Origin of the sequence: Cypionkella aquatica (genome assembly GCF_030161095.1) — a bacterium.
Classification (GTDB): Bacteria; Pseudomonadota; Alphaproteobacteria; order Rhodobacterales; family Rhodobacteraceae; genus Cypionkella; species Cypionkella aquatica.
In genome coordinates this window covers 1-16,693 of the sequence record NZ_BSPP01000017.1, presented here as the reverse complement: position 1 = coordinate 16,693, position 16,693 = coordinate 1, and the positions used below count along the sequence as shown (strand labels likewise).

19 protein-coding genes are annotated in these 16,693 nt (G+C 62.1%); 13 read left to right on the top strand and 6 right to left on the bottom strand.

What is annotated here, in order from left to right; translation table 11 throughout:
- Nucleotides 1-67: 67 nt before the first annotated feature.
- The 3 genes from rnr to QQJ98_RS18605 all read left to right on the top strand — a co-directional run bounded on the left by rnr (nt 68) and on the right by QQJ98_RS18605 (nt 4,478).
- A complete protein-coding gene (rnr, locus tag QQJ98_RS18615) occupies nt 68-2,314 on the top strand; it encodes a ribonuclease R (protein WP_284326791.1) in 2,247 nt (748 codons plus the stop codon).
- On the top strand, nt 2,311-3,576 hold the full coding sequence (locus QQJ98_RS18610; protein WP_284326790.1) for a lytic murein transglycosylase: 1,266 nt from the start codon (nt 2,311-2,313) through the stop codon (nt 3,574-3,576). Before rnr ends, QQJ98_RS18610 begins: the two co-directional genes overlap by 4 nt.
- 458 nt (nt 3,577-4,034) lie before the next feature.
- The gene (locus tag QQJ98_RS18605; protein WP_284326789.1) at nt 4,035-4,478 is read left to right on the top strand and encodes a c-type cytochrome; all 444 of its coding nucleotides are present in this window, start codon (nt 4,035-4,037) and stop codon (nt 4,476-4,478) included.
- Between the two features lie 63 nt (nt 4,479-4,541).
- On the opposite strand, the gene QQJ98_RS18600 is transcribed toward QQJ98_RS18605, so the two are convergent.
- Complete coding sequence (locus QQJ98_RS18600) at nt 4,542-4,841, bottom strand: I78 family peptidase inhibitor (RefSeq protein ID WP_284326788.1); 300 nt, start codon at nt 4,839-4,841, stop codon at nt 4,542-4,544.
- 21 nt (nt 4,842-4,862) lie between these two features.
- Nucleotides 4,863-5,210, bottom strand: a complete 348-nt coding sequence (locus tag QQJ98_RS18595; protein WP_284326787.1) for an I78 family peptidase inhibitor — start codon at nt 5,208-5,210, stop codon at nt 4,863-4,865.
- Nucleotides 5,211-5,371: 161 nt separating this feature from the next.
- Between QQJ98_RS18595 and QQJ98_RS18590 the strand changes: the two genes are divergently transcribed.
- From QQJ98_RS18590 to QQJ98_RS18565, 6 genes are all read left to right on the top strand, one after another.
- A complete protein-coding gene (locus tag QQJ98_RS18590) occupies nt 5,372-6,508 on the top strand; it encodes an S-(hydroxymethyl)glutathione dehydrogenase/class III alcohol dehydrogenase (RefSeq protein ID WP_284326786.1) in 1,137 nt (378 codons plus the stop codon).
- Nucleotides 6,509-6,596: 88 nt separating this feature from the next.
- Nucleotides 6,597-6,917, top strand: a complete 321-nt coding sequence (locus QQJ98_RS18585) for a hypothetical protein (RefSeq protein ID WP_284326785.1) — start codon at nt 6,597-6,599, stop codon at nt 6,915-6,917.
- Between the two features lie 224 nt (nt 6,918-7,141).
- Complete coding sequence (locus QQJ98_RS18580) at nt 7,142-7,612, top strand: YbaK/EbsC family protein (RefSeq protein WP_284326784.1); 471 nt, start codon at nt 7,142-7,144, stop codon at nt 7,610-7,612.
- A 48-nt stretch (nt 7,613-7,660) separates the two neighbouring features.
- The gene (locus QQJ98_RS18575) at nt 7,661-9,208 is read left to right on the top strand and encodes an acetolactate synthase large subunit (protein WP_284326783.1); all 1,548 of its coding nucleotides are present in this window, start codon (nt 7,661-7,663) and stop codon (nt 9,206-9,208) included.
- Between the two features lie 182 nt (nt 9,209-9,390).
- Nucleotides 9,391-10,146, top strand: coding sequence for an NYN domain-containing protein (locus QQJ98_RS18570; protein WP_284326782.1), 756 nt, complete (start codon nt 9,391-9,393; stop codon nt 10,144-10,146).
- Nucleotides 10,147-10,269: 123 nt separating this feature from the next.
- Nucleotides 10,270-10,596, top strand: coding sequence for a hypothetical protein (locus tag QQJ98_RS18565; protein WP_284326781.1), 327 nt, complete (start codon nt 10,270-10,272; stop codon nt 10,594-10,596).
- On the opposite strand, the gene QQJ98_RS18560 is transcribed toward QQJ98_RS18565, so the two are convergent.
- Nucleotides 10,593-11,075 carry a RidA family protein gene (locus tag QQJ98_RS18560; RefSeq protein ID WP_284326780.1) on the bottom strand — a complete coding sequence of 161 codons (483 nt, stop codon included), beginning with the start codon at nt 11,073-11,075 and terminating at the stop codon, nt 10,593-10,595. The genes QQJ98_RS18565 and QQJ98_RS18560 overlap by 4 nt on opposite strands.
- Between QQJ98_RS18560 and QQJ98_RS18555 the strand changes: the two genes are divergently transcribed.
- Nucleotides 11,070-11,243, top strand: a complete 174-nt coding sequence (locus QQJ98_RS18555; RefSeq protein WP_284326779.1) for a hypothetical protein — start codon at nt 11,070-11,072, stop codon at nt 11,241-11,243. The two genes, QQJ98_RS18560 and QQJ98_RS18555, sit on opposite strands and share 6 nt — an antisense overlap.
- On the opposite strand, the gene QQJ98_RS18550 is transcribed toward QQJ98_RS18555, so the two are convergent.
- The 3 genes from QQJ98_RS18550 to QQJ98_RS18540 form a co-directional block, all read right to left on the bottom strand.
- Nucleotides 11,240-12,598, bottom strand: coding sequence for a cytochrome P450 (locus QQJ98_RS18550; protein WP_284326778.1), 1,359 nt, complete (start codon nt 12,596-12,598; stop codon nt 11,240-11,242). The genes QQJ98_RS18555 and QQJ98_RS18550 overlap by 4 nt on opposite strands.
- A 143-nt stretch (nt 12,599-12,741) precedes the next feature.
- The gene (locus tag QQJ98_RS18545; RefSeq protein ID WP_284326777.1) at nt 12,742-13,464 is read right to left on the bottom strand and encodes a helix-turn-helix transcriptional regulator; all 723 of its coding nucleotides are present in this window, start codon (nt 13,462-13,464) and stop codon (nt 12,742-12,744) included.
- Nucleotides 13,465-13,626: 162 nt separating this feature from the next.
- Nucleotides 13,627-14,022 (bottom strand): RidA family protein, encoded by a 396-nt coding sequence (locus QQJ98_RS18540; RefSeq protein ID WP_284326776.1) that lies wholly within the window; start codon nt 14,020-14,022, stop codon nt 13,627-13,629.
- Nucleotides 14,023-14,195: 173 nt separating this feature from the next.
- Between QQJ98_RS18540 and QQJ98_RS18535 the strand changes: the two genes are divergently transcribed.
- The 3 genes from QQJ98_RS18535 (at nt 14,196) to QQJ98_RS18525 (ending at nt 16,456) form a co-directional block, all read left to right on the top strand.
- On the top strand, nt 14,196-15,023 hold the full coding sequence (locus QQJ98_RS18535) for a PhzF family phenazine biosynthesis protein (RefSeq protein ID WP_284326775.1): 828 nt from the start codon (nt 14,196-14,198) through the stop codon (nt 15,021-15,023).
- 66 nt (nt 15,024-15,089) lie between these two features.
- Nucleotides 15,090-15,878, top strand: a complete 789-nt coding sequence (locus QQJ98_RS18530; protein WP_284326774.1) for a hypothetical protein — start codon at nt 15,090-15,092, stop codon at nt 15,876-15,878.
- A gap of 2 nt (nt 15,879-15,880) precedes the next feature.
- Nucleotides 15,881-16,456, top strand: a complete 576-nt coding sequence (locus QQJ98_RS18525; protein ID WP_284326773.1) for a hypothetical protein — start codon at nt 15,881-15,883, stop codon at nt 16,454-16,456.
- The last annotated feature ends 237 nt before the right edge of the window (nt 16,457-16,693 follow it).

Here is a 16,693-nt window from a genome sequence, read left to right as displayed (position 1 = left end):
CCCCCGCCCGGTGGTCGGAAGGCTGCGAAGCATGGCCTTTATCGCTATGTCGTGCTAGATCAGGCGCATGAACACCTTGCCCACAAAAGACCAGATCCGCCAATGGATCACCGAGAACCCCGGCCTGACCGGAAAGCGCGACCTTGCCAAAGCCTTTGGCATCAAAGGCGACGCGCGGATTGACCTGAAGCGGATGCTGAAGGAACTTGAGGCCGAGGGCGGTCTTGAGAAGAAAGCCCGCAGCTACCGCGAACCCGGCGCTTTGCCGCCGGTGTCGGTGCTGCTGGTGCTGCCGCCTGACAGCAACGGCGATCTGTTCGCGCAACCGCTTGAGGCTGATGCAGGCGACTCGCCGCCGCGGATTCTGATCATGCCGCAAAAGGGCGATGTGGCTTTGGCGGGGGGGATGAAGATCCTCGCGCGGCTGACCCCGGTGGGTGGGCAGGATTATGGCTATCAGGCGCGGCTGATCCGGGCGTTGGGCTCGAACCCGCTGAAACTGCTGGGGGTTTTCCGCAGCAGTGCCGAGGGTGGCCGGATCATTCCGGTCGACAAGGGCGTTGACAAGGAATGGAAAGTCGCGCGCGACCATACCTTTGATGCCCGTGATGGCGAGTTGGTCGAGGCGGAACAGGTCGGCCCGAAACGGCTTGGCCTGCCGCAAGCCCGCATCACCGCGCGGCTGGGCGATCCGAATGGCCCGCGCGCGGTTTCCCTGATTGCCATTCACCAACATGGTATCCCCGATCAATTCCCCGATGCGGTGATTGCCGAGGCGGATGCCGCGCAACCCGCACCCTTGGGCAAGCGCGAAGACCTGCGCCACCTGCCCCTGCTGACCATAGACCCGATTGATGCCCGCGACCGCGATGATGCGGTTTATGCCGAGGCTGACCCCGATCCGAAAAACCCCGGTGGTTTTCTGATCTGGGTCGCCATCGCCGATGTCGCTTATTACGTCCGCCCGAATTCCGCGCTGGACCGCGAGGCGCGCAAGCGCGGCAACTCGACCTATTTCCCCGACCGGGTGGTGCCGATGCTGCCGGATGTGCTGTCGGGCGATTTGTGTTCGCTGCACGAGCATGTCGACCGCGCCTGTATGGCAGTGCAGATGCGGATCGACGCACATGGCCAAAAGCTGGGCCATCGCTTCACCCGTGGCCTGATGCGCTCGCAAGGCTCTCTGCATTACGCGCAGGTGCAGGATGCCATCGACGGCAATCCCGATGCCGTGACTGCACCGCTGCTGCCGATCCTGACCACGCTTTATGCCGCCTATGACGCGCTGAAAAGGGCCCGCGCCTTGCGGCAACCGCTGGATTTAGAGCTGCCCGAGCGCAAGATTGTGCTGTCGGATGAAGGCAAGGTCACCTCGGTTGCCTTCAAGGCCCGGTTTGACGCGCATAAGCTGATCGAGGAATGTATGATCCTCGCCAATGTCGCCGCAGCCGAGGAATTGGTGGGCTTGAAACGCCCGCTGCTGTTCCGGGTGCATGAAGAGCCGTCGCAAGACAAGCTGGAGTCGCTGCGCGAAGTGGCAGAGGCGTCTGGCTTTACTTTGGCCAAGGGGCAGGTGCTGAAAACCGCACATCTGAACCGACTGCTGGCGCAAGCGCAGGGCACCGAATTTGACGAGTTGATGAACATCTCGACCCTGCGGTCGATGACGCAAGCCTATTACAACGCGCAGAATTTCGGACATTTCGGGCTGGCTTTGCGCAACTACGCGCATTTCACCTCGCCGATCCGGCGCTATTCCGATCTGATCGTGCACCGGGCTTTGATCGCGGGGCATGGCTGGGGCGATGATGGGCTGTCGGCTTGGGATGTGGAAAATCTCGACGAGACCGCCAAGCTGATTTCCGACACCGAGCGGCGCTCGATGGTGGCAGAGCGTGATACCAACGACCGCTACCTTGCGGCGTTTTTGTCCGAGCGTGTTGGCAATGAATTTGCGGGCCGGATTTCGGGCGTGCAGCGGTTTGGGCTGTTCGTGAAGCTGGACGAGACTGGCGCGGATGGGCTGGTGCCGATCCGCTCGGTTGGCCGCGAGTATTTCCATTATGATCAGGACAGGCAAGTGTTGATCGGCTCTGACACCGGCATTGAAATTGGCATTGGCCTGCGGGTGAATGTGAGGCTGGCCGAGGCCACTCCGATGACGGGGGGGATCACGCTGGATCTTTTGAACATCGAGGGCGCGACGCTGCCGACAGGCCGCGCCAAGCCGGGGCGTTATCAGCCGCGCAAACCCGGCAAGTTCGCCGCCAAGGACGCGGCCACCAAGCGCAAGGTTGTGCGCAAACGGCGATGATGGGGCGCTGGTGGGTCGTGGCGCTGGCGCTGTGCGTGGCGCCCGCCCATGCGCAAGAGCTGGATGAGGTCGAGTTGAACGCGGGGGCAAGCGACGTGATCGAGGATGGCAGCGAGGCCGGGTTGCAGGCGTGGATCACGGATTTTCGCGGGCGGGCACTGGCTGCGGGGATATCCTCGGCCAGTTTTGAGGCGGGCATGGCGGGCGTGCATTTCCTGCCATCGGTCATAGAGCGCGACCGCAAGCAGGATGAATTCACCAAGACAATCTGGGATTACCTTGACAAGGCGGTGTCAGAGGATCGCATTGCGGCGGGGCAAAAGGCGCTGAAGGCGCATGGCCCGCTGCTGGATCAGATCGAGGCGCGCTACGGCGTCGACAAGCATGTGGTTCTGGCGATCTGGGGGCTGGAAAGCGCCTATGGTCTGGTGCGTGGCGACATCGACACCCGCAGCGCATTGGCGACGCTGGCCTATGACACGCGGCGCGGGGCGTTCTTTGAGGCCGAGTTGATTGCCGCGCTGCAGATCCTGCAATCGGGGGCGGTGCAGCCCGCCGATATGGTCGGCAGCTGGGCCGGGGCGATGGGGCACACCCAGTTCATGCCCTCATCTTATCTCAAGCTCGCTGTGGCGTTCGATGGCACGGGCAAGCCAGATATCTGGCGCGATGATCCGAGCGATGCCCTCGCCTCGGCCGCCGCATATCTTGCCAATGCGGGCTGGAAAAAGGCCGAGCGTTGGGGCGATGAAGTGCGGCTGCCTGCAGGGTTTGACTATGGTTTGGCCGGGGATCGCACCGCAAAACCGATGTCGGTCTGGGGGCAGATGGGGGTAAGCCTGCCAGATGGCTCGGCGCTGCCCGAAGGCGGCTGGGCCGCGCTGCTGCTGCCCGAAGGCGGCTGGGCCGCGCTGCTGCTGCCCGCAGGCGCGCGCGGGCCGGCGTTTCTGGTCTATGACAATTTCGCCGCGATCGAGGCGTATAACAAAGCCGACAGCTATGTGATCGCCGTGGGCCACCTTGCCGACCGCATCGCAGGCGGTCCTGCATTTCAAGCCAGCTGGCCCCACGATCTGCGGGCTTTGACGCTGGAGGAACGCCGCGAGATGCAAAGCCTGCTGCTGGCCCGTGGGGTCTATGCGGGGACAGCAGATGGCAAGATCGGCCCGCTGACCGTGGCGGCGGTAAAGGCGTTTCAACGCAGAAATGCCATGGTGCCGGATGGCTACCCAAGTCTTGAGATACTGCAAGCCCTGCGCTGATCTGAACCGGGGTGCCGCCTCGGGGCCCATCGAGGGCCCGCTTGGCGGCGCTGCCGGGGGATGACATGGCGGCCGGGTGCTGTTTGGGCTGTTGCAGGTGAGTATTTGGAAAAGAGCAATGCAAAGATCGCACCCCGGCCCGATGGCACAGGTCCAGTCCTTAGGAAGCTATGCGGCAGGCCGGGGCGACTTGCTCTTTGCGGTCATCGGGACTCCTCCCTGTACCGCCGATTTACTCTTGCGGAATGAGGTTAATACTTTGCTAACGGGATTTGCTCTTTTGAAAATACTCAAATTCAAACCTGTTCTTCACGCGCATCGCTGGCAGATCATCCCCGAAGGCGGCCAGCTGGTGCTGGGGTTCACCTGTTCGTGATCCAAGGCAATCGCAAGGGTTGTTTGGATTTCACAGCCGCTGTCCCATAGTGGTGCGCAGTGAACCAACTGGGAGCCATAACATGAATCTAGCCACCAAGACTTTGACTGCTGCCTTGTTTGTTGTCGCGGGCGCTGCTTTTGCCGAAACCGAAGCCACCGATCCGATCGTGATTGGCCATCAGGATTTGATGAAATCCATTGCCGGGGCGTCGAAGGTTTTGGGTGGCATGGCCTCGGGCTCGACCGCTTATGATGCGGCGGCGGCAGAGGCGGCCAAGGCGCTTTTGATCAAGGACGCCGCGGACATTGCCGTCAAATTCAAAGAGCCGGGCAGTGATCCGGCTTCGGGTGCCAAGCCCGAGATCTGGACGAATTGGGAGGATTTTGTGGTCAAGGCCAATGCTTTGGGCACGGCTGCCACGGCGCTGGATGTGGCTTCCGCTGACAGCATCAAGGCGGGGATGGGGGCTGTGGGCGGGGCCTGCAAGGATTGCCATACGACCTATCGCCTGTCGACAAACTAAACCTGCGTTTGGCCGCCGGAGCATCTCTGGCGGCCAAGACTGTTTGGGCCAAGGCCCGTCAGATCAGCCGCAATTCACGCGGGTGATCACTTCGGCTGCGTCTATGTTGATATTCAGCCGCTCGGCCGCGTAATCCATCGTCACTGCCATGCCGGGGCGGATGATCCGCACTGTCTGGCCAAAGCGCATGGTTTCCAGCACTTTGGCGCTTTGGCCGACAAGGGTTTGCAGCTGGTCTGCGCCGCAGGCGGCTTCGGCGGACGGGGTCGCGGGCTCTTCCGGCATACAGGCCATCAGCGCCAGCGGCAGCACCAACAGAAAACGCGAGACGGGTTTCAACACGGGTATAAACGATATGGGCATCATGGCACCTTTTGCTGCAATTCAGCCGCAGGATAGCCGAAGGATCAGTTGATCGTGAGTGACTTCTGCGTTCAGGCGGTCTGGCACCACTTCATCGGTGATTTCCTGCCCAGGCCACAGCACGCGCAGCGGGCCTGCCAGTTTGTAATCGGCCAGTTGGGTGAAGGGCTGGCCCACCACATCAATCAGCGCTGCGGCGCCGCAGAGATCTGGCTGTGGTTTCAGCATCTTGGACACCGGGCCCATCCGCACTTGGCCCATCATCGCACAAGCGGAAAGCCCGGCCACAGCCATAAGGGCCATCGCAGTCCGGCGCATCACAACAGCAAACGGGGCACATACCAGCGCGCGGATTTTCATACAGCTCATGCTGCGATTCTTAGCCCGGCGCCGCGCCCCGCTGCAACTGGCAATGCGCCAACATGCCGAAACAGGTCGTTTCCAGCGTTGCAATTTTCGCCCCGATGGCCCAGCTTGGCGCGAAATTCGTTGGCCTGACAATCTTGGTCAAACCCATTTGGAGGATCCCCATGCGCACCCGTGCCGCCGTCGCCATTGCCCCCGGCAAACCGCTTGAAATCATGGAGGTGAACCTCGCCGACCCGAAAGAGGGTGAGGTTCTGGTGGAAATCAAGGCCACCGGCATTTGCCACACCGATGAATTCACGCTGTCGGGGGCCGACCCGGAAGGCTTGTTTCCGGCGATTCTGGGCCATGAGGGCGCAGGCGTGGTCATTGCCGTCGGCCCCGGTGTGAAATCGCTGAAGGTCGGCGATCACGTCATCCCGCTTTACACGCCGGAATGTCGTGAGTGCCCCAGCTGTCTCAGCCAAAAGACCAACCTTTGCACCGCGATCCGTTCCACCCAAGGGCAGGGGCTGATGCCCGATGGCACCTCGCGCTTCAGCATGCTGGATGGCACGCCGATCTATCACTACATGGGCTGCTCGACCTTCGCCAACCACACGGTTGTGCCGGAAATCGCGCTGGCCAAGGTGCGCGACGATGCGCCGTTTGAGAAAATTTGCTACATCGGCTGCGGTGTCACCACCGGCATTGGCGCGGTGCTGAACACCGCAAAGGTCGAGCATGACGCGACCGCCGTGGTGTTCGGTTTGGGCGGCATTGGTCTGAACGTCATTCAGGGTCTGAAAATGGCCGGCGCGCGGATGATCATTGGCGTTGATCTGAACAACGACAAGAAGGCATGGGGCGAGAAATTCGGGATGACCCATTTCATCAACCCGAAGGAATTGCCCGAGGGCACGTCGGTCGTCCAAGCCATTGTTGATCTGACCAAGACCCCGTTTGATAAGATCGGCGGCGCGGATTACTCGTTTGATTGTACTGGCAACGTCAAAGTGATGCGCGATGCGCTGGAGTGCACCCACCGCGGCTGGGGTCAGTCGATCATCATTGGCGTCGCACCTGCGGGGGCTGTGATTGAGACGCGGCCCTTCCAGTTGGTGACGGGTCGGGTCTGGAAAGGCACCGCCTTTGGTGGTGCGCGCGGCCGCACAGATGTGCCGAAAATCGTTGATTGGTATATGGATGGCCGGATCGAGATCGACAGCCTGATCACCCATATCCTGCCGCTGGAAGACATCAACAAGGGCTTCGATCTGATGCACTCGGGCGAAAGCATCCGGGCGGTTGTGGTCTATTGATCCAATGGGCAAGGCGTTGCGATGCGTCTTTGCCCTGACTGCGTTTCTGCTAATTTCCCTTCCCGCAAGGGCGGGTGGGGAAGAATTCGTGCGGTTAGAGTTTGACGGGCGCAGCCTGAACTTGCCGCCCGAGGCGATTGCGCAGGTTGGCGTGATCAAGGATTTCAACAATCAAGACACGTTGGATGTTACCATCGCGCGCGAGTGGATTGCGGCTTTGGCCGATCTGACCCAAGACCCGCAGGGCCGGTTGATTTCGATATTCATTTGCGGTGCGCTGGTCGCGGAACCTGCGCTGCAGGGGCAGATTTCCAAGGGGCGGTTCTATGTGGTGGGTGATCCGCAGGTGATCCACAAGGCGGCGGTGTTTCTGCAAGCGAAGTCCTGTCGCGCGGCGGCGAATTCATAGCCGACGCCGCGCCTTGCTGTCGCTGCAGGGGAAGAACCCGCCCGGAACAAAGGCTCTTGCGCTGATGCTGTGGTGTTGCACATTATCGTGCCTGAATCCCCGGCCTTTGCAGGGCAACTTTGCGCGAGAGTGTTAATAATCTGTGAATTTTATTTCCCAACCATCTGTAATCGCATAGATAAATTTGGTCCCGAGTTGGGACCACGCATCCAGAAGGCAAAAAGATGGCCGCGACTCAAGGGCTGAAATTTCTTGAAAGCAAGGGCATCCCCGTCACCCTGCATCCCTATGATTACGACCCCAATGCCGAAGCGGTCGGGCTGGCTGCGGCGGCTGCTTTGGGGATCGACCCTGCATTGATGCTGAAAACCCTGATGGTCGAGGTGGATGGCAAGCCGGTTTGTTGTGTGATCCCCTCGGACAGGCAGCTGTCGATGAAAAAGGTTGCAGAAGCGTTTGGCGGCAAATCGGCGGCGATGATGGCGGTGGCTGCGGCGGAAAAGCTGACCGGATACAAGGTGGGCGGCATCAGCCCATTCGGGCCAAAACGCGCGGTTCCGGTGGCGATCGAAGTCTCGGCATGCAGCGCGGAAAGGGTCTGGATCAACGCGGGCCAGCGCGGGTTGTTGCTGGGGATCGCCCCTGCGCAGGCAAAGGCTGCGCTGGCGGCCCAAGCGGTGGCTTTGATCGCTTGAACCCGGCCCGTCTGCCGGGCAAACTGGCCGCAATATAGGGAGATTGCGATGAATGGTGCCGAAAGTCTGGTCAAGACGCTGCTCGACTCTGGGGTAGAGGTTTGCTTTGCCAATCCGGGCACATCTGAGATGCATTTTGTCGCGGCCTTGGATCGTCACCCAGAGATGCGCTGTATTCTGTGCCTGTTTGAAGGCGGGGTGTCGGGGGCTGCGGATGGCTACTACCGCATGTCGGGCCGGGTGGCGGCAACGCTGCTGCATCTGGCTCCGGGCTTTGGCAATGCGTTCGCCAATTTGCACAATGCCCGCAAGGCGCAATCTGGCATCGTCAATGTGATGGGCGATCATGCCAGCTATCATCTGAAGCATGAAAGCCCGCTGAAGGGCGATACGGTGGGGATTTCTCAGACAATCTCGCATTGGACGCGGGTGTCGGGGGATGCGACTTTGGTGGCCAGTGATGGTGCGGCTGCGGTGCAGGCGGCGCGCTCGAACAATGGCCAGATCGCCACGCTGATCCTGCCCGCGAATACCGCTTGGGAGGATGCTGCGGCAGCGGTGGTGGCAGTGACCCCCCCGCCATTGCGCAGGCCAAGGCTTGCAGATGTGCAGGCGGCGGCGCGGGCATTGCGGCAGCCGGGGGCGGCGCTGATGGTGGATGGCGCTGCGCTTTACAGTGATCTGGGGCAGGTGGCGGCGCGGATTGCGCGGGCCTCGGGCTGCACGTTGATGGCGCCGTTTTTCAGTGCCCGTTCGCGGCGTGGGGCGGGGTCGCTGCGGATGCAACGTCTGGCCTATGAGGTCGATACCAACGTCGGCATCCTTGCCGATAAATCTGTGCTGGTGCTGTGCGGCACCCAGCGACCCACCGCGTTTTTCGCCTATCCGGGCAAGCCGAGCCTGCCGGAATCCCCCGATTGCCGGGTGATCGAGCTGTGTTCGATTGACATGGACTATGCCTGGACCTTGGCCGAAATCGCGCGGGAATTGGCGGCGGAAGGTGATCTGCCCGAGACGGCGTTTCAGCCGCTCGATCTGCCCGCGCTGCCGTCGGGGGCGATGAGCCTAGAGAAAGTCGGCCAAGCGATTGCGCATCTGATGCCGGAAGATACGGTCGTGGTGAATGAGGCGATCACCTCAGGCCAGCCCGTTGGCCTGCCGATGGTGGGCGCGCGTGGCCATGATGTGCTGGTGACGATGGGCGGCGCGATTGGTCAATGCTTGCCCGCGGCGGTCGGGGCGGCCGTGGCCTGCCCGGATCGCAAGGTGCTGGCGTTGTCGGGCGATGGGTCGGCGATGTATACGCTGCAATCCCTGTGGACGATGGCGCGCGAGGGCTTGGATGTCTGCATCGTGATATTTGCCAACCGCACCTACAAGATCCTGCATGGCGAGTTGGTGAATGTCGGTGTCGCAAACGTCGGCCGCAACGTGAACCGGATGTTTGACATGGTGGAGCCGACGCTCGACTGGGTGGCATTGGCGCAAGGCCACGGCGTCGCTGCGGTGCGGGCGGTGACGGCGGATGAGTTTGTGACCGCTTTTGCTGGTGCTATGGCGCGGCGGGGGCCGTATCTGATTGAGGTGGTCTGTTAGCCTTGCCGTTTCAGACTGGCTTAAATGTCCCCGCCGGAGGCTCCTGCCATCCACCACGGAAGCCTCCGGCGGGGATATTTGAACCCGTCTGAAAGCGCTTGCGTCCCGAGGCGGCGGTTGCTGGATTGCCTCTATCCGGCGGGGCGGATTTCGGGCATCACCAAGGGAAAAGCGAGGGTGCGATGTCAGCCAATATGACGACGATTGCCGGGCGGACGCCACGGCTTGCGGTGTTGATCGACGCCGATAATGTGCCTGCGCGCCATGCGGTGGCGATTTTGGATGAAATCGCCAGCTTTGGTGATCCGTCGTTGCGCCGGGTGTATGGCGATTGGTCGTCGCAGGCGCTGACGCAGTGGAAGGAAGCCGCGCGCGATCTGGGGTTGGTGATGCATCAGCAATCGGCCAATACCAAGGGCAAGAATGCCAGCGATATTGGTCTTGTGATTGACGCGATGGATATTCTGCACGCAGGAAAAGTTGACGGCTTTGTGCTGGTGTCATCCGACAGCGATTTCACCCGGTTGGCGAGCCGCATCCGCGAGGATGGTTTGCAGGTGATCGGCATTGGCGAGTCTAAGACGCCGGACAGTCTGCGCAAGGTTTGCAATCGCTTTGTGTTCATTGAAAACATCGTCAGCGGGGCCGAGGTGCTGGAGGCCAAGCCCGGCAAGCCGGATGCGGTGCGCCCCGAGCCTGCGGGCAAGCAATCGGCGGCGCAGGCTATTCCGTTGATCAGCGATGCAATGAAAAAGATCGACCCGGATCAGGATGATTACTCGCTTGGGCAGTTGGGGCAGGTGATCACCCAGTTGCACCCTGACTTTGACCCGCGCAGCTATGGCTCGGCCAAGCTGTCGGATTTGTTGCGCAAGACCGGGCGGTTTGAGGTGTTTCAGGGTTTGAACAACGCGATGAAGGTGCGCGACAAGGCTTGAACGCCGCAGAAATCGCGGAATTTGGCGCGTGGTCGGCGGATAAGCCCGCTTGTCACAGCGGCGGCATAGATTTGACGTGACCGCCGGTTTTTGCTCTGTAACAAGGGCGAAATGACGCGCGGTATGAGTGATTTAGATATGATTTGCGAATATGCGATCGCCTTTCTGCTGAATGGGCGGGGTGGCGCGAAGCAGCTTGCGGTTGATCTGGCCCAGCAAGAGCCACAGCGCCCGGCGCTGGAATTGGTGTTCGTGCTGTCGATTGCCGCCAGCAGCATCGAAGAGGTGTTTGCCAGCCCGCAGCCCGCCGGAGTTGCGGCCGATGCCTGGCGGATTGCAGCACTGATCGGGGTGGAGTTGCATATGATGCAAAGCCAAGGGCTGCCCTATGACAGTTGTGCGGCGCTGCTGAACTATTGGCGGACGGTGGACGGGTATTTTCTGAGTTAGTCGGCGATTTCCACGGTGGCCCATGTCTCAAAGCAGACGCCATTCGCCAATGCCATCACGCCGATGGTGGCACGTCCGCCCAAGCCGATGTCGCGGCCAAACACCTCGACCAACAGATCGGACATGCCGGAAGATACTTTGTGGACGTCTTCATATTCGGGGGTGCAGACGACGAAATTCAGGCAGCGGACAATGGATTTCACCCGGTCGAGTGAACCCACCGCCTGCCGGATGCCGCCCAGCACGTTCAGCCCGGTCTGGCGGGCAGCGGCATAGCCTTGCTCGGTGGTCAGGTTTTGGCCCAAGCGGCCTTTGTGGGTGATTTGCGTGCCGATCTGAGCGACATGGCCGGACAGGAACAGCAGCGAGCCTATGCGGTGATAGGGTTTCATCGTGCCGTAGTCAGCGCCGTAATAGCCGATTTTGTCGAAATCTGGCAGATCAAGGCCCATGTGCAGGGCCATTGCTTCGGGTTGCATATCAATCTCCAATCCATTGGCGCGGGCTGTGGGGCCGGGTTCTGGGCGGTGCAAACCGCGACTGCGACGCTGGAGGCGACCCCGGTTTGCTGGACTATCGCCACCGGGTTGGGGTTTGGCAAGCGGGTGGTTTGGCAGGCGGGGGTTTTGGCAAAGGCGGCGGCTTAGGCGGGGTCGATCTGCAACCAGACGCCGCCTTCGGGGCGCAGGGTCAGGATCATCACCGGTTTCGGATCACGTCCGGGGATGCGGCTGAATTTGAAGCGGGCGAGCAGGGTGGCAAGGATGATCACCGCCTCTTGCAGCGCGAAACTTGCGCCGATGCAGATGCGCGGGCCGTCGCCGAACGGCAGATAGGCAAAGCGGTCGATGCTGCGGGGGTCGGCAAAGCGGGCGGGGTTGAAGGCATCGGGATCATCCCACAACGCATGGTGGCGGTGCAGGGCATAGATCGGCAGGATCACGGTATCGCCGGGGCGGACCTCGCGGCCCAGCAGGCTATCGGGGGCTTGGGCCGTGCGCGACAGGAAGGCAGCGGGCGGATAAAGCCGCAGTGCTTCGTCCACGATGCGGCGGGTCAGCGGCAGGTTTGGCAGATCGGCGACGGTGGCAGCGCGGTCGCCCAAAACCGATTGCGCCTCTGTTCGCGCTTCGGCTTGGATGTCGGGCGCGAAGGCGCAGAGGTAAAGCGCCCATGACAGGGTCAGGGCGGTGGTCTCGTGGCCCGCGACGATGAAGGTCAGCAGGTTGTCACGCAACTCGGCGGTGGACATCTGGCGCTGGCTGGTGGGGTCTTGCGCCTTCAGCAGCAGATCCAGCAGATCGGGAGTGGGCTTTGCGCCATTGGCGCGGCGTTGCTCGATTGCGGTATCGGCCACGCGTTTCATCTCGCGGATGCCTTGGGTGGCGAACATCCGGCCCGGACGCGGCACCCAAGCGGGCGCACCAAGGATATCCAGCAAGGACACTTTGGCGGTCTGGCCGATATAGGTTTCAATCGCCCCATGCACTGCGGCGCGGTCAAAGCCCGCCCCGCCTGCGCTTGCGTCTTCGGAAAAGGTCACGTCGGAAATCACTTCAAATGTCGCGGTCACCATTTCGGCGAACATATCCGCGCCACGGCCCAGACTGGCGGCAATGCGCGCAGAGGAGCGTTCTGCCGCCAGCGTCATCACCGGAGCAAGGCTTGCGACGTTGCGATGGGTGAACACCGGAGCCGCCGCGCGGCGCTGCCACATCCAATGCTCGCCTTCCGCCACGAACAGGCTTTCGCCAATGGCAGGGCCAAGGATCAGCTTTGTCACCATGGATTTCGGGTAATCATTGACCCGGTCGCGCAGGATATGCCGCAACGCCTCGGGGTCCATCACCATATGCCAGCGCTTGCCCGTAACACCGGACAGGATCGGCGCATGGGTGGCAGCATCCGGGATCAGCAGCAGCACATTCTGCCGCGCCGCCTTCAGAGAGCCCAAGATGCCAAGCGGTGTGCTGTGCAGCGGAACGCGGGCGGGGTGAGGCATGGCGGTCTCCTTTCCGTGGAAGATAGGGCGGGAGTTGGGGCTGGCAAAGGGGACATTCCGGCGCAGGCGCTTTGGCAGCAAGCGCTTCCAAGCTGCCAAGCCAAGATGATCAGCGCGCTGGCTGCTAACGGCGTGAGCGGCGGTCAGCTTTCGGCTGTGCAGTTGTCCATCTTCAGGAAGGCGGCAAGGTCTTGGCCGGGCTCGGGCACGAAACGCGCGTCGGTCACGGTCAGCTGTGTGATGCGGTCCAGCCGGAAGGTGCGAAAGGTCTCGCGCAGCTCGCACCACGCGGTGACCATCGCGCCATCAGCAAGCGTCCAGATCGCAAGCGGACGCAGGCGGCGCTGCGTGATCTTGCCGTTGGCGTCGCTATAGCAGGCTGCCACGACGCGTTGGGTCCGGATGGCGTCACGCAGGGCGTCGGTCTGGGCGCTGATCGGTGCGCGGGCCAAGTCTGTGGTGGCCAGACTGTCGGGCCGGGGGCGTCGGGGCACTGCGAAATAGGGCGCGTCGGCCAGCTTGCGGGCCTCGGGTTGTGGCATGCTGGCTTGCAGTTTGGCCCTGACCTCACGCGCGGCAAGGGCAAGCTGCGGATCCTCAAGGTTCTCGGCAAAAGCCAACCCGATCGCCAGTGCGTCAAGCTGCGCATGGGTGAAGGTGACGCTGGGCAGATCAAAGCCGGGGCGCAGCAGATAACCCACCCCCGCCGCGCCTTCTATCGGTAGGCCAGACGCCTGAAGATGCGCAATGTCGCGGTAGATGGTGCGGGTGCTGACCTCCAGATGGTTGGCAAGATCATCGGCCCGGCTGATGCTGCGGGTGCGCATCTCATCCACCAGTCTGAACAGCCGTTCGGCGCGACGCATCTGATTTCCTGCACATTCGGGCGCGGGTATCCTGCAAGCTTGCGGCAGATCGCGCAAGCTTGCAGGCGGGTTGAAGCTGCCAGATGGCCGGAGCGGGGGGACAATAAGTGCGTGGCCGGAACTGGATGGCCCGAACTGGATGGCGGGAACGGGGAGGCGGGATCAATCGGCGGCGCTGGCCTCGATTTCCACCATAAGCGTCGGGATCGCCAAGCGCGTCACCCCCAGCAGGGTCATTGGTGTTGCCGCATTGGCCACGCCAAACCGCGCGCCCAGCACATCAAAATGCTGCAATGCCGCGTCAACATCGGTGGTGTAGATGGTCAGCCGGGTGATCTGCCCCAGCCCCATGCCCGCGCCGTGCAGAACCGTTTCAAGATTGTCGAGCGTCAGGGCAATCTGGCGGCGCATATCGCCGGGGTGCTGTGGCGTGCCGTTGGCATCGACGGCGGTTTGGCCCGCACAGATCAGATGCCGGGTGGCGGCGGTGATCAGCTCGGCTTGATTGTAACCCAGTTGCAGCGACCAGGGCCATGGGTTGATCGGGGTTCTTTGCATGGGAGGCGACCTTTCCTTCGTGGTGTTGAAGGCCGCTTGAAGCACAGCGCTGCTGACAGCGTGCTGTCAGCACTGATGAGGCAGGTATTCCCGGCGGTGATGCTGCGCCGCACAAATCGGAATTTGCCAGCGCTGGGCGGCTCTGTCAGCGTGCTGGAGCAATGGAGGACGCGATGCAGATAGAACGGATAGCAGCCTTTGCGCTGAAGGATCAGGGCGGTAACCCGGCGGGGGTGGTGATTGGCGACAGTCTGCCCGCGCGCGCTGAGATGCAGCGCATCGCGCGCGAGGTCGGCTATTCGGAAACCGCCTTTGCCGCGCGTGAGGGCGACGGCTGGCAGGTGCGCTACTTTGCCCCCGACGCCGAGATGCCGTTCTGCGGCCATGCCACTATTGCGCTGGGCTGCGCCTTGGGGCAGCGCTTTGGCGCGGGGCGCTATGACTTGCAGCTGTCAGCGGCGCGGATCAGCGTCGAGTCGGTGCTGGGCGATGCCGGTTGGCAGGCCACGCTGACCTCGCCCGCGACGTGGTCAAAGCCGATCCCCGATGCGCTGCTGGCCGAGCTGTTGACGATTTTCGGGCTGGTTGCGGGCGATCTGGACCCCAGCCTGCCGCCGCATCTGGTGCATGCCGGGGCCAATCATGCGGTGTTGACGCTGCGCAGCCGGGAAAAGCTGGCGGCGATGGCCTATGATTTTGACGCCCTGCGCGGATTGATGCTGCGCGAGGGGTTGAATGCCACGATCAGCCTGCTGTTCCGCGAAGATGCCGACACCTTCATCGCGCGCAATGCCTTTGCGGTCGGCGGCGTGATCGAAGACCCTGCCACTGGGGCTGCGGCGGCCGCTTTGGGCGGGTTGCTGGTCGATCTGGGGCGCGGCGCGGGCAGCTTTAGCATCAGGCAGGGCGAGGATATGGGCGCGCCATCTTTATTGCACGTCAGTGTGACTGGGCAAAAAGGCGCTGGTGTGCGGGTCAGCGGTGCTGCGCGGATGCTCTAGGTTGCTTTGCGGGCCAAGCCCAGCTATCCCGAAAAGCAATGCCATCTGCCCCAAAGGGAATCGTTCATGCGTGTGCTTCGTTTGCTTGCTATGGGGTTGGGCCTGACGGCTTTGGCTGCCTGCCAGACCAATGATCTGAAAGAGCCACCGGTGCCTTTGGGCGATTTCCGGCTGGGTCTGAATATCGCTGTGGCGGATAATATGCAGAAGGTGCCGATCTCACGCGAGGCCAGCAAAGAAGATTGGGAAGCAGCGGTGAAGAAAGCCGTGGCTGACCGTTTTGGCCGCTATGAGGGCGATAAGCTTTACAATATCGGCATCTCGATTGACGGCTATGCTTTGGCCCCGCCCGGCGTGCCTTTGGTGCTGAACCCCAAATCGGTTCTGGTCGTCACCGCCAACATCTGGGACGATGCTGCGGGCAAAAAGCTGAACCCCGAGGGCAAGCAGCTGACGATTTTCGAGCATATGTCGGCCGAGACGATGATCGGCTCTGGCATGACGCAGAACAAGAAAAAGCAGATGGAGACTTTGTCGTATAATGCGGCGAAATCGGTCGAGAAATGGCTGCTGACGCATCCTGAATGGTTCGGCATGCCGCCATTGCCGAAAACGCCTGCGTCAAGTGTGCCTGCTGCAACCAACGTCAGCACGCCGACGGCTGCCCCAGCGCCGGTTGCGGTCGCGCCGGTGCCAGCGGTCGCTGTTCCCGTGGTGGTCACGCCAGTCCCTGCAGCGCCCGTTCCAGCAACGCCTGTTCCGGTCAAGCCTGCCTCAATCAAGCCTGTCCCCGCCAAGCCAGTTGCACCTCTGCCAACCCCCACCATCATCGTTCCTAAAACCGGGACTCCGTAATCATGCGTCTTTGTGTTGCGGTGTTCTCGGTTCTGTTGGTGCTTGGCTGCGCGCCGCGTTTGCTGGACGATCAGGCGGCGGCCAATCTGGTGGTGCGCAAAGTCATCGTTGATACTTCGGCCATTTCGGGGGTGGCGGGGCGCAAGATGGCGTTTGATACCTCGCCTGCGCAAATCAATGCCGATCTGACTGCAGCGTTGAGCCAAACCCTGCGGGCGACGCCCAGCGGCAACGGCGATGTGCTGGTGCAGGTCACATCGGTGCGGCTGATGTCGCGGACGCAAGAGATGATGCTGGGCGGCGCAAGCTATGTGCAGGGGGTGATCACCGTCACCGATGCGGCCACCGGGCGGCAGATCGTGCCGCCGACCAAGGCCATGTCCACCTCTAAGCGCTTTCGTCTGGGTGGGCCGATTGGTGCAGCGGTAGCCCCCGGTGCCTCAGAGGATTATCGCCAGACCATCGACAGCTTTGCCACCAGCGTCTTGGTGCGCCTGTCACCGCGCCGCGATACATTGGTGTCCCCCGACAGCCCGGCGGTGAAGGCGGGGCGCGTTCAGTTGGCACCGCAGGGCTGATCCCTGCTGCATGCGCCCGCACTCGCGCGGATGCGCACGGATTTGCCGCTTGCTGATTTGCCGCAGATCGCGCTGCAAGTCCGCTCGGCCCTTGATTTCCCCGTGCCAGAGGGTTATCTGCCCGCCCGTGTAGACAGGGCTCGATTCCGGGTCCGCGAAAGATAGGGTGCCCCGACCATGGCAAAGGCAAAGTTTGAACGGAACAAACCGCACGTCAACATCGGCACGATTGGCCAC

Bases quoted from the DNA above. Each gene is read 5' to 3' on its own strand.
- QQJ98_RS18560 (WP_284326780.1), bottom strand. From the start codon at position 11,075: ATGCAACCCGAAGCAATGGCCCTGCACATGGGCCTTGATCTGCCAGAT.
- QQJ98_RS18580 (WP_284326784.1), top strand. From the start codon at position 7,142: ATGGCCGCGACTCAAGGGCTGAAATTTCTTGAAAGCAAGGGCATCCCC.
- QQJ98_RS18590 (WP_284326786.1), top strand. From the start codon at position 5,372: ATGCGCACCCGTGCCGCCGTCGCCATTGCCCCCGGCAAACCGCTTGAA.
- QQJ98_RS18550 (WP_284326778.1), bottom strand. From the start codon at position 12,598: ATGCCTCACCCCGCCCGCGTTCCGCTGCACAGCACACCGCTTGGCATC.
- QQJ98_RS18545 (WP_284326777.1), bottom strand. From the start codon at position 13,464: ATGCGTCGCGCCGAACGGCTGTTCAGACTGGTGGATGAGATGCGCACC.
- QQJ98_RS18570 (WP_284326782.1), top strand. From the start codon at position 9,391: ATGTCAGCCAATATGACGACGATTGCCGGGCGGACGCCACGGCTTGCG.
- QQJ98_RS18595 (WP_284326787.1), bottom strand. From the start codon at position 5,210: ATGAGCTGTATGAAAATCCGCGCGCTGGTATGTGCCCCGTTTGCTGTT.
- QQJ98_RS18600 (WP_284326788.1), bottom strand. From the start codon at position 4,841: ATGCCCATATCGTTTATACCCGTGTTGAAACCCGTCTCGCGTTTTCTG.
- QQJ98_RS18605 (WP_284326789.1), top strand. From the start codon at position 4,035: ATGAATCTAGCCACCAAGACTTTGACTGCTGCCTTGTTTGTTGTCGCG.
- QQJ98_RS18530 (WP_284326774.1), top strand. From the start codon at position 15,090: ATGCGTGTGCTTCGTTTGCTTGCTATGGGGTTGGGCCTGACGGCTTTG.
- QQJ98_RS18525 (WP_284326773.1), top strand. From the start codon at position 15,881: ATGCGTCTTTGTGTTGCGGTGTTCTCGGTTCTGTTGGTGCTTGGCTGC.
- QQJ98_RS18565 (WP_284326781.1), top strand. From the start codon at position 10,270: ATGAGTGATTTAGATATGATTTGCGAATATGCGATCGCCTTTCTGCTG.
- QQJ98_RS18575 (WP_284326783.1), top strand. From the start codon at position 7,661: ATGAATGGTGCCGAAAGTCTGGTCAAGACGCTGCTCGACTCTGGGGTA.
- QQJ98_RS18535 (WP_284326775.1), top strand. From the start codon at position 14,196: ATGCAGATAGAACGGATAGCAGCCTTTGCGCTGAAGGATCAGGGCGGT.
- rnr (WP_284326791.1), top strand. From the start codon at position 68: ATGAACACCTTGCCCACAAAAGACCAGATCCGCCAATGGATCACCGAG.
- QQJ98_RS18540 (WP_284326776.1), bottom strand. From the start codon at position 14,022: ATGCAAAGAACCCCGATCAACCCATGGCCCTGGTCGCTGCAACTGGGT.
- QQJ98_RS18610 (WP_284326790.1), top strand. From the start codon at position 2,311: ATGATGGGGCGCTGGTGGGTCGTGGCGCTGGCGCTGTGCGTGGCGCCC.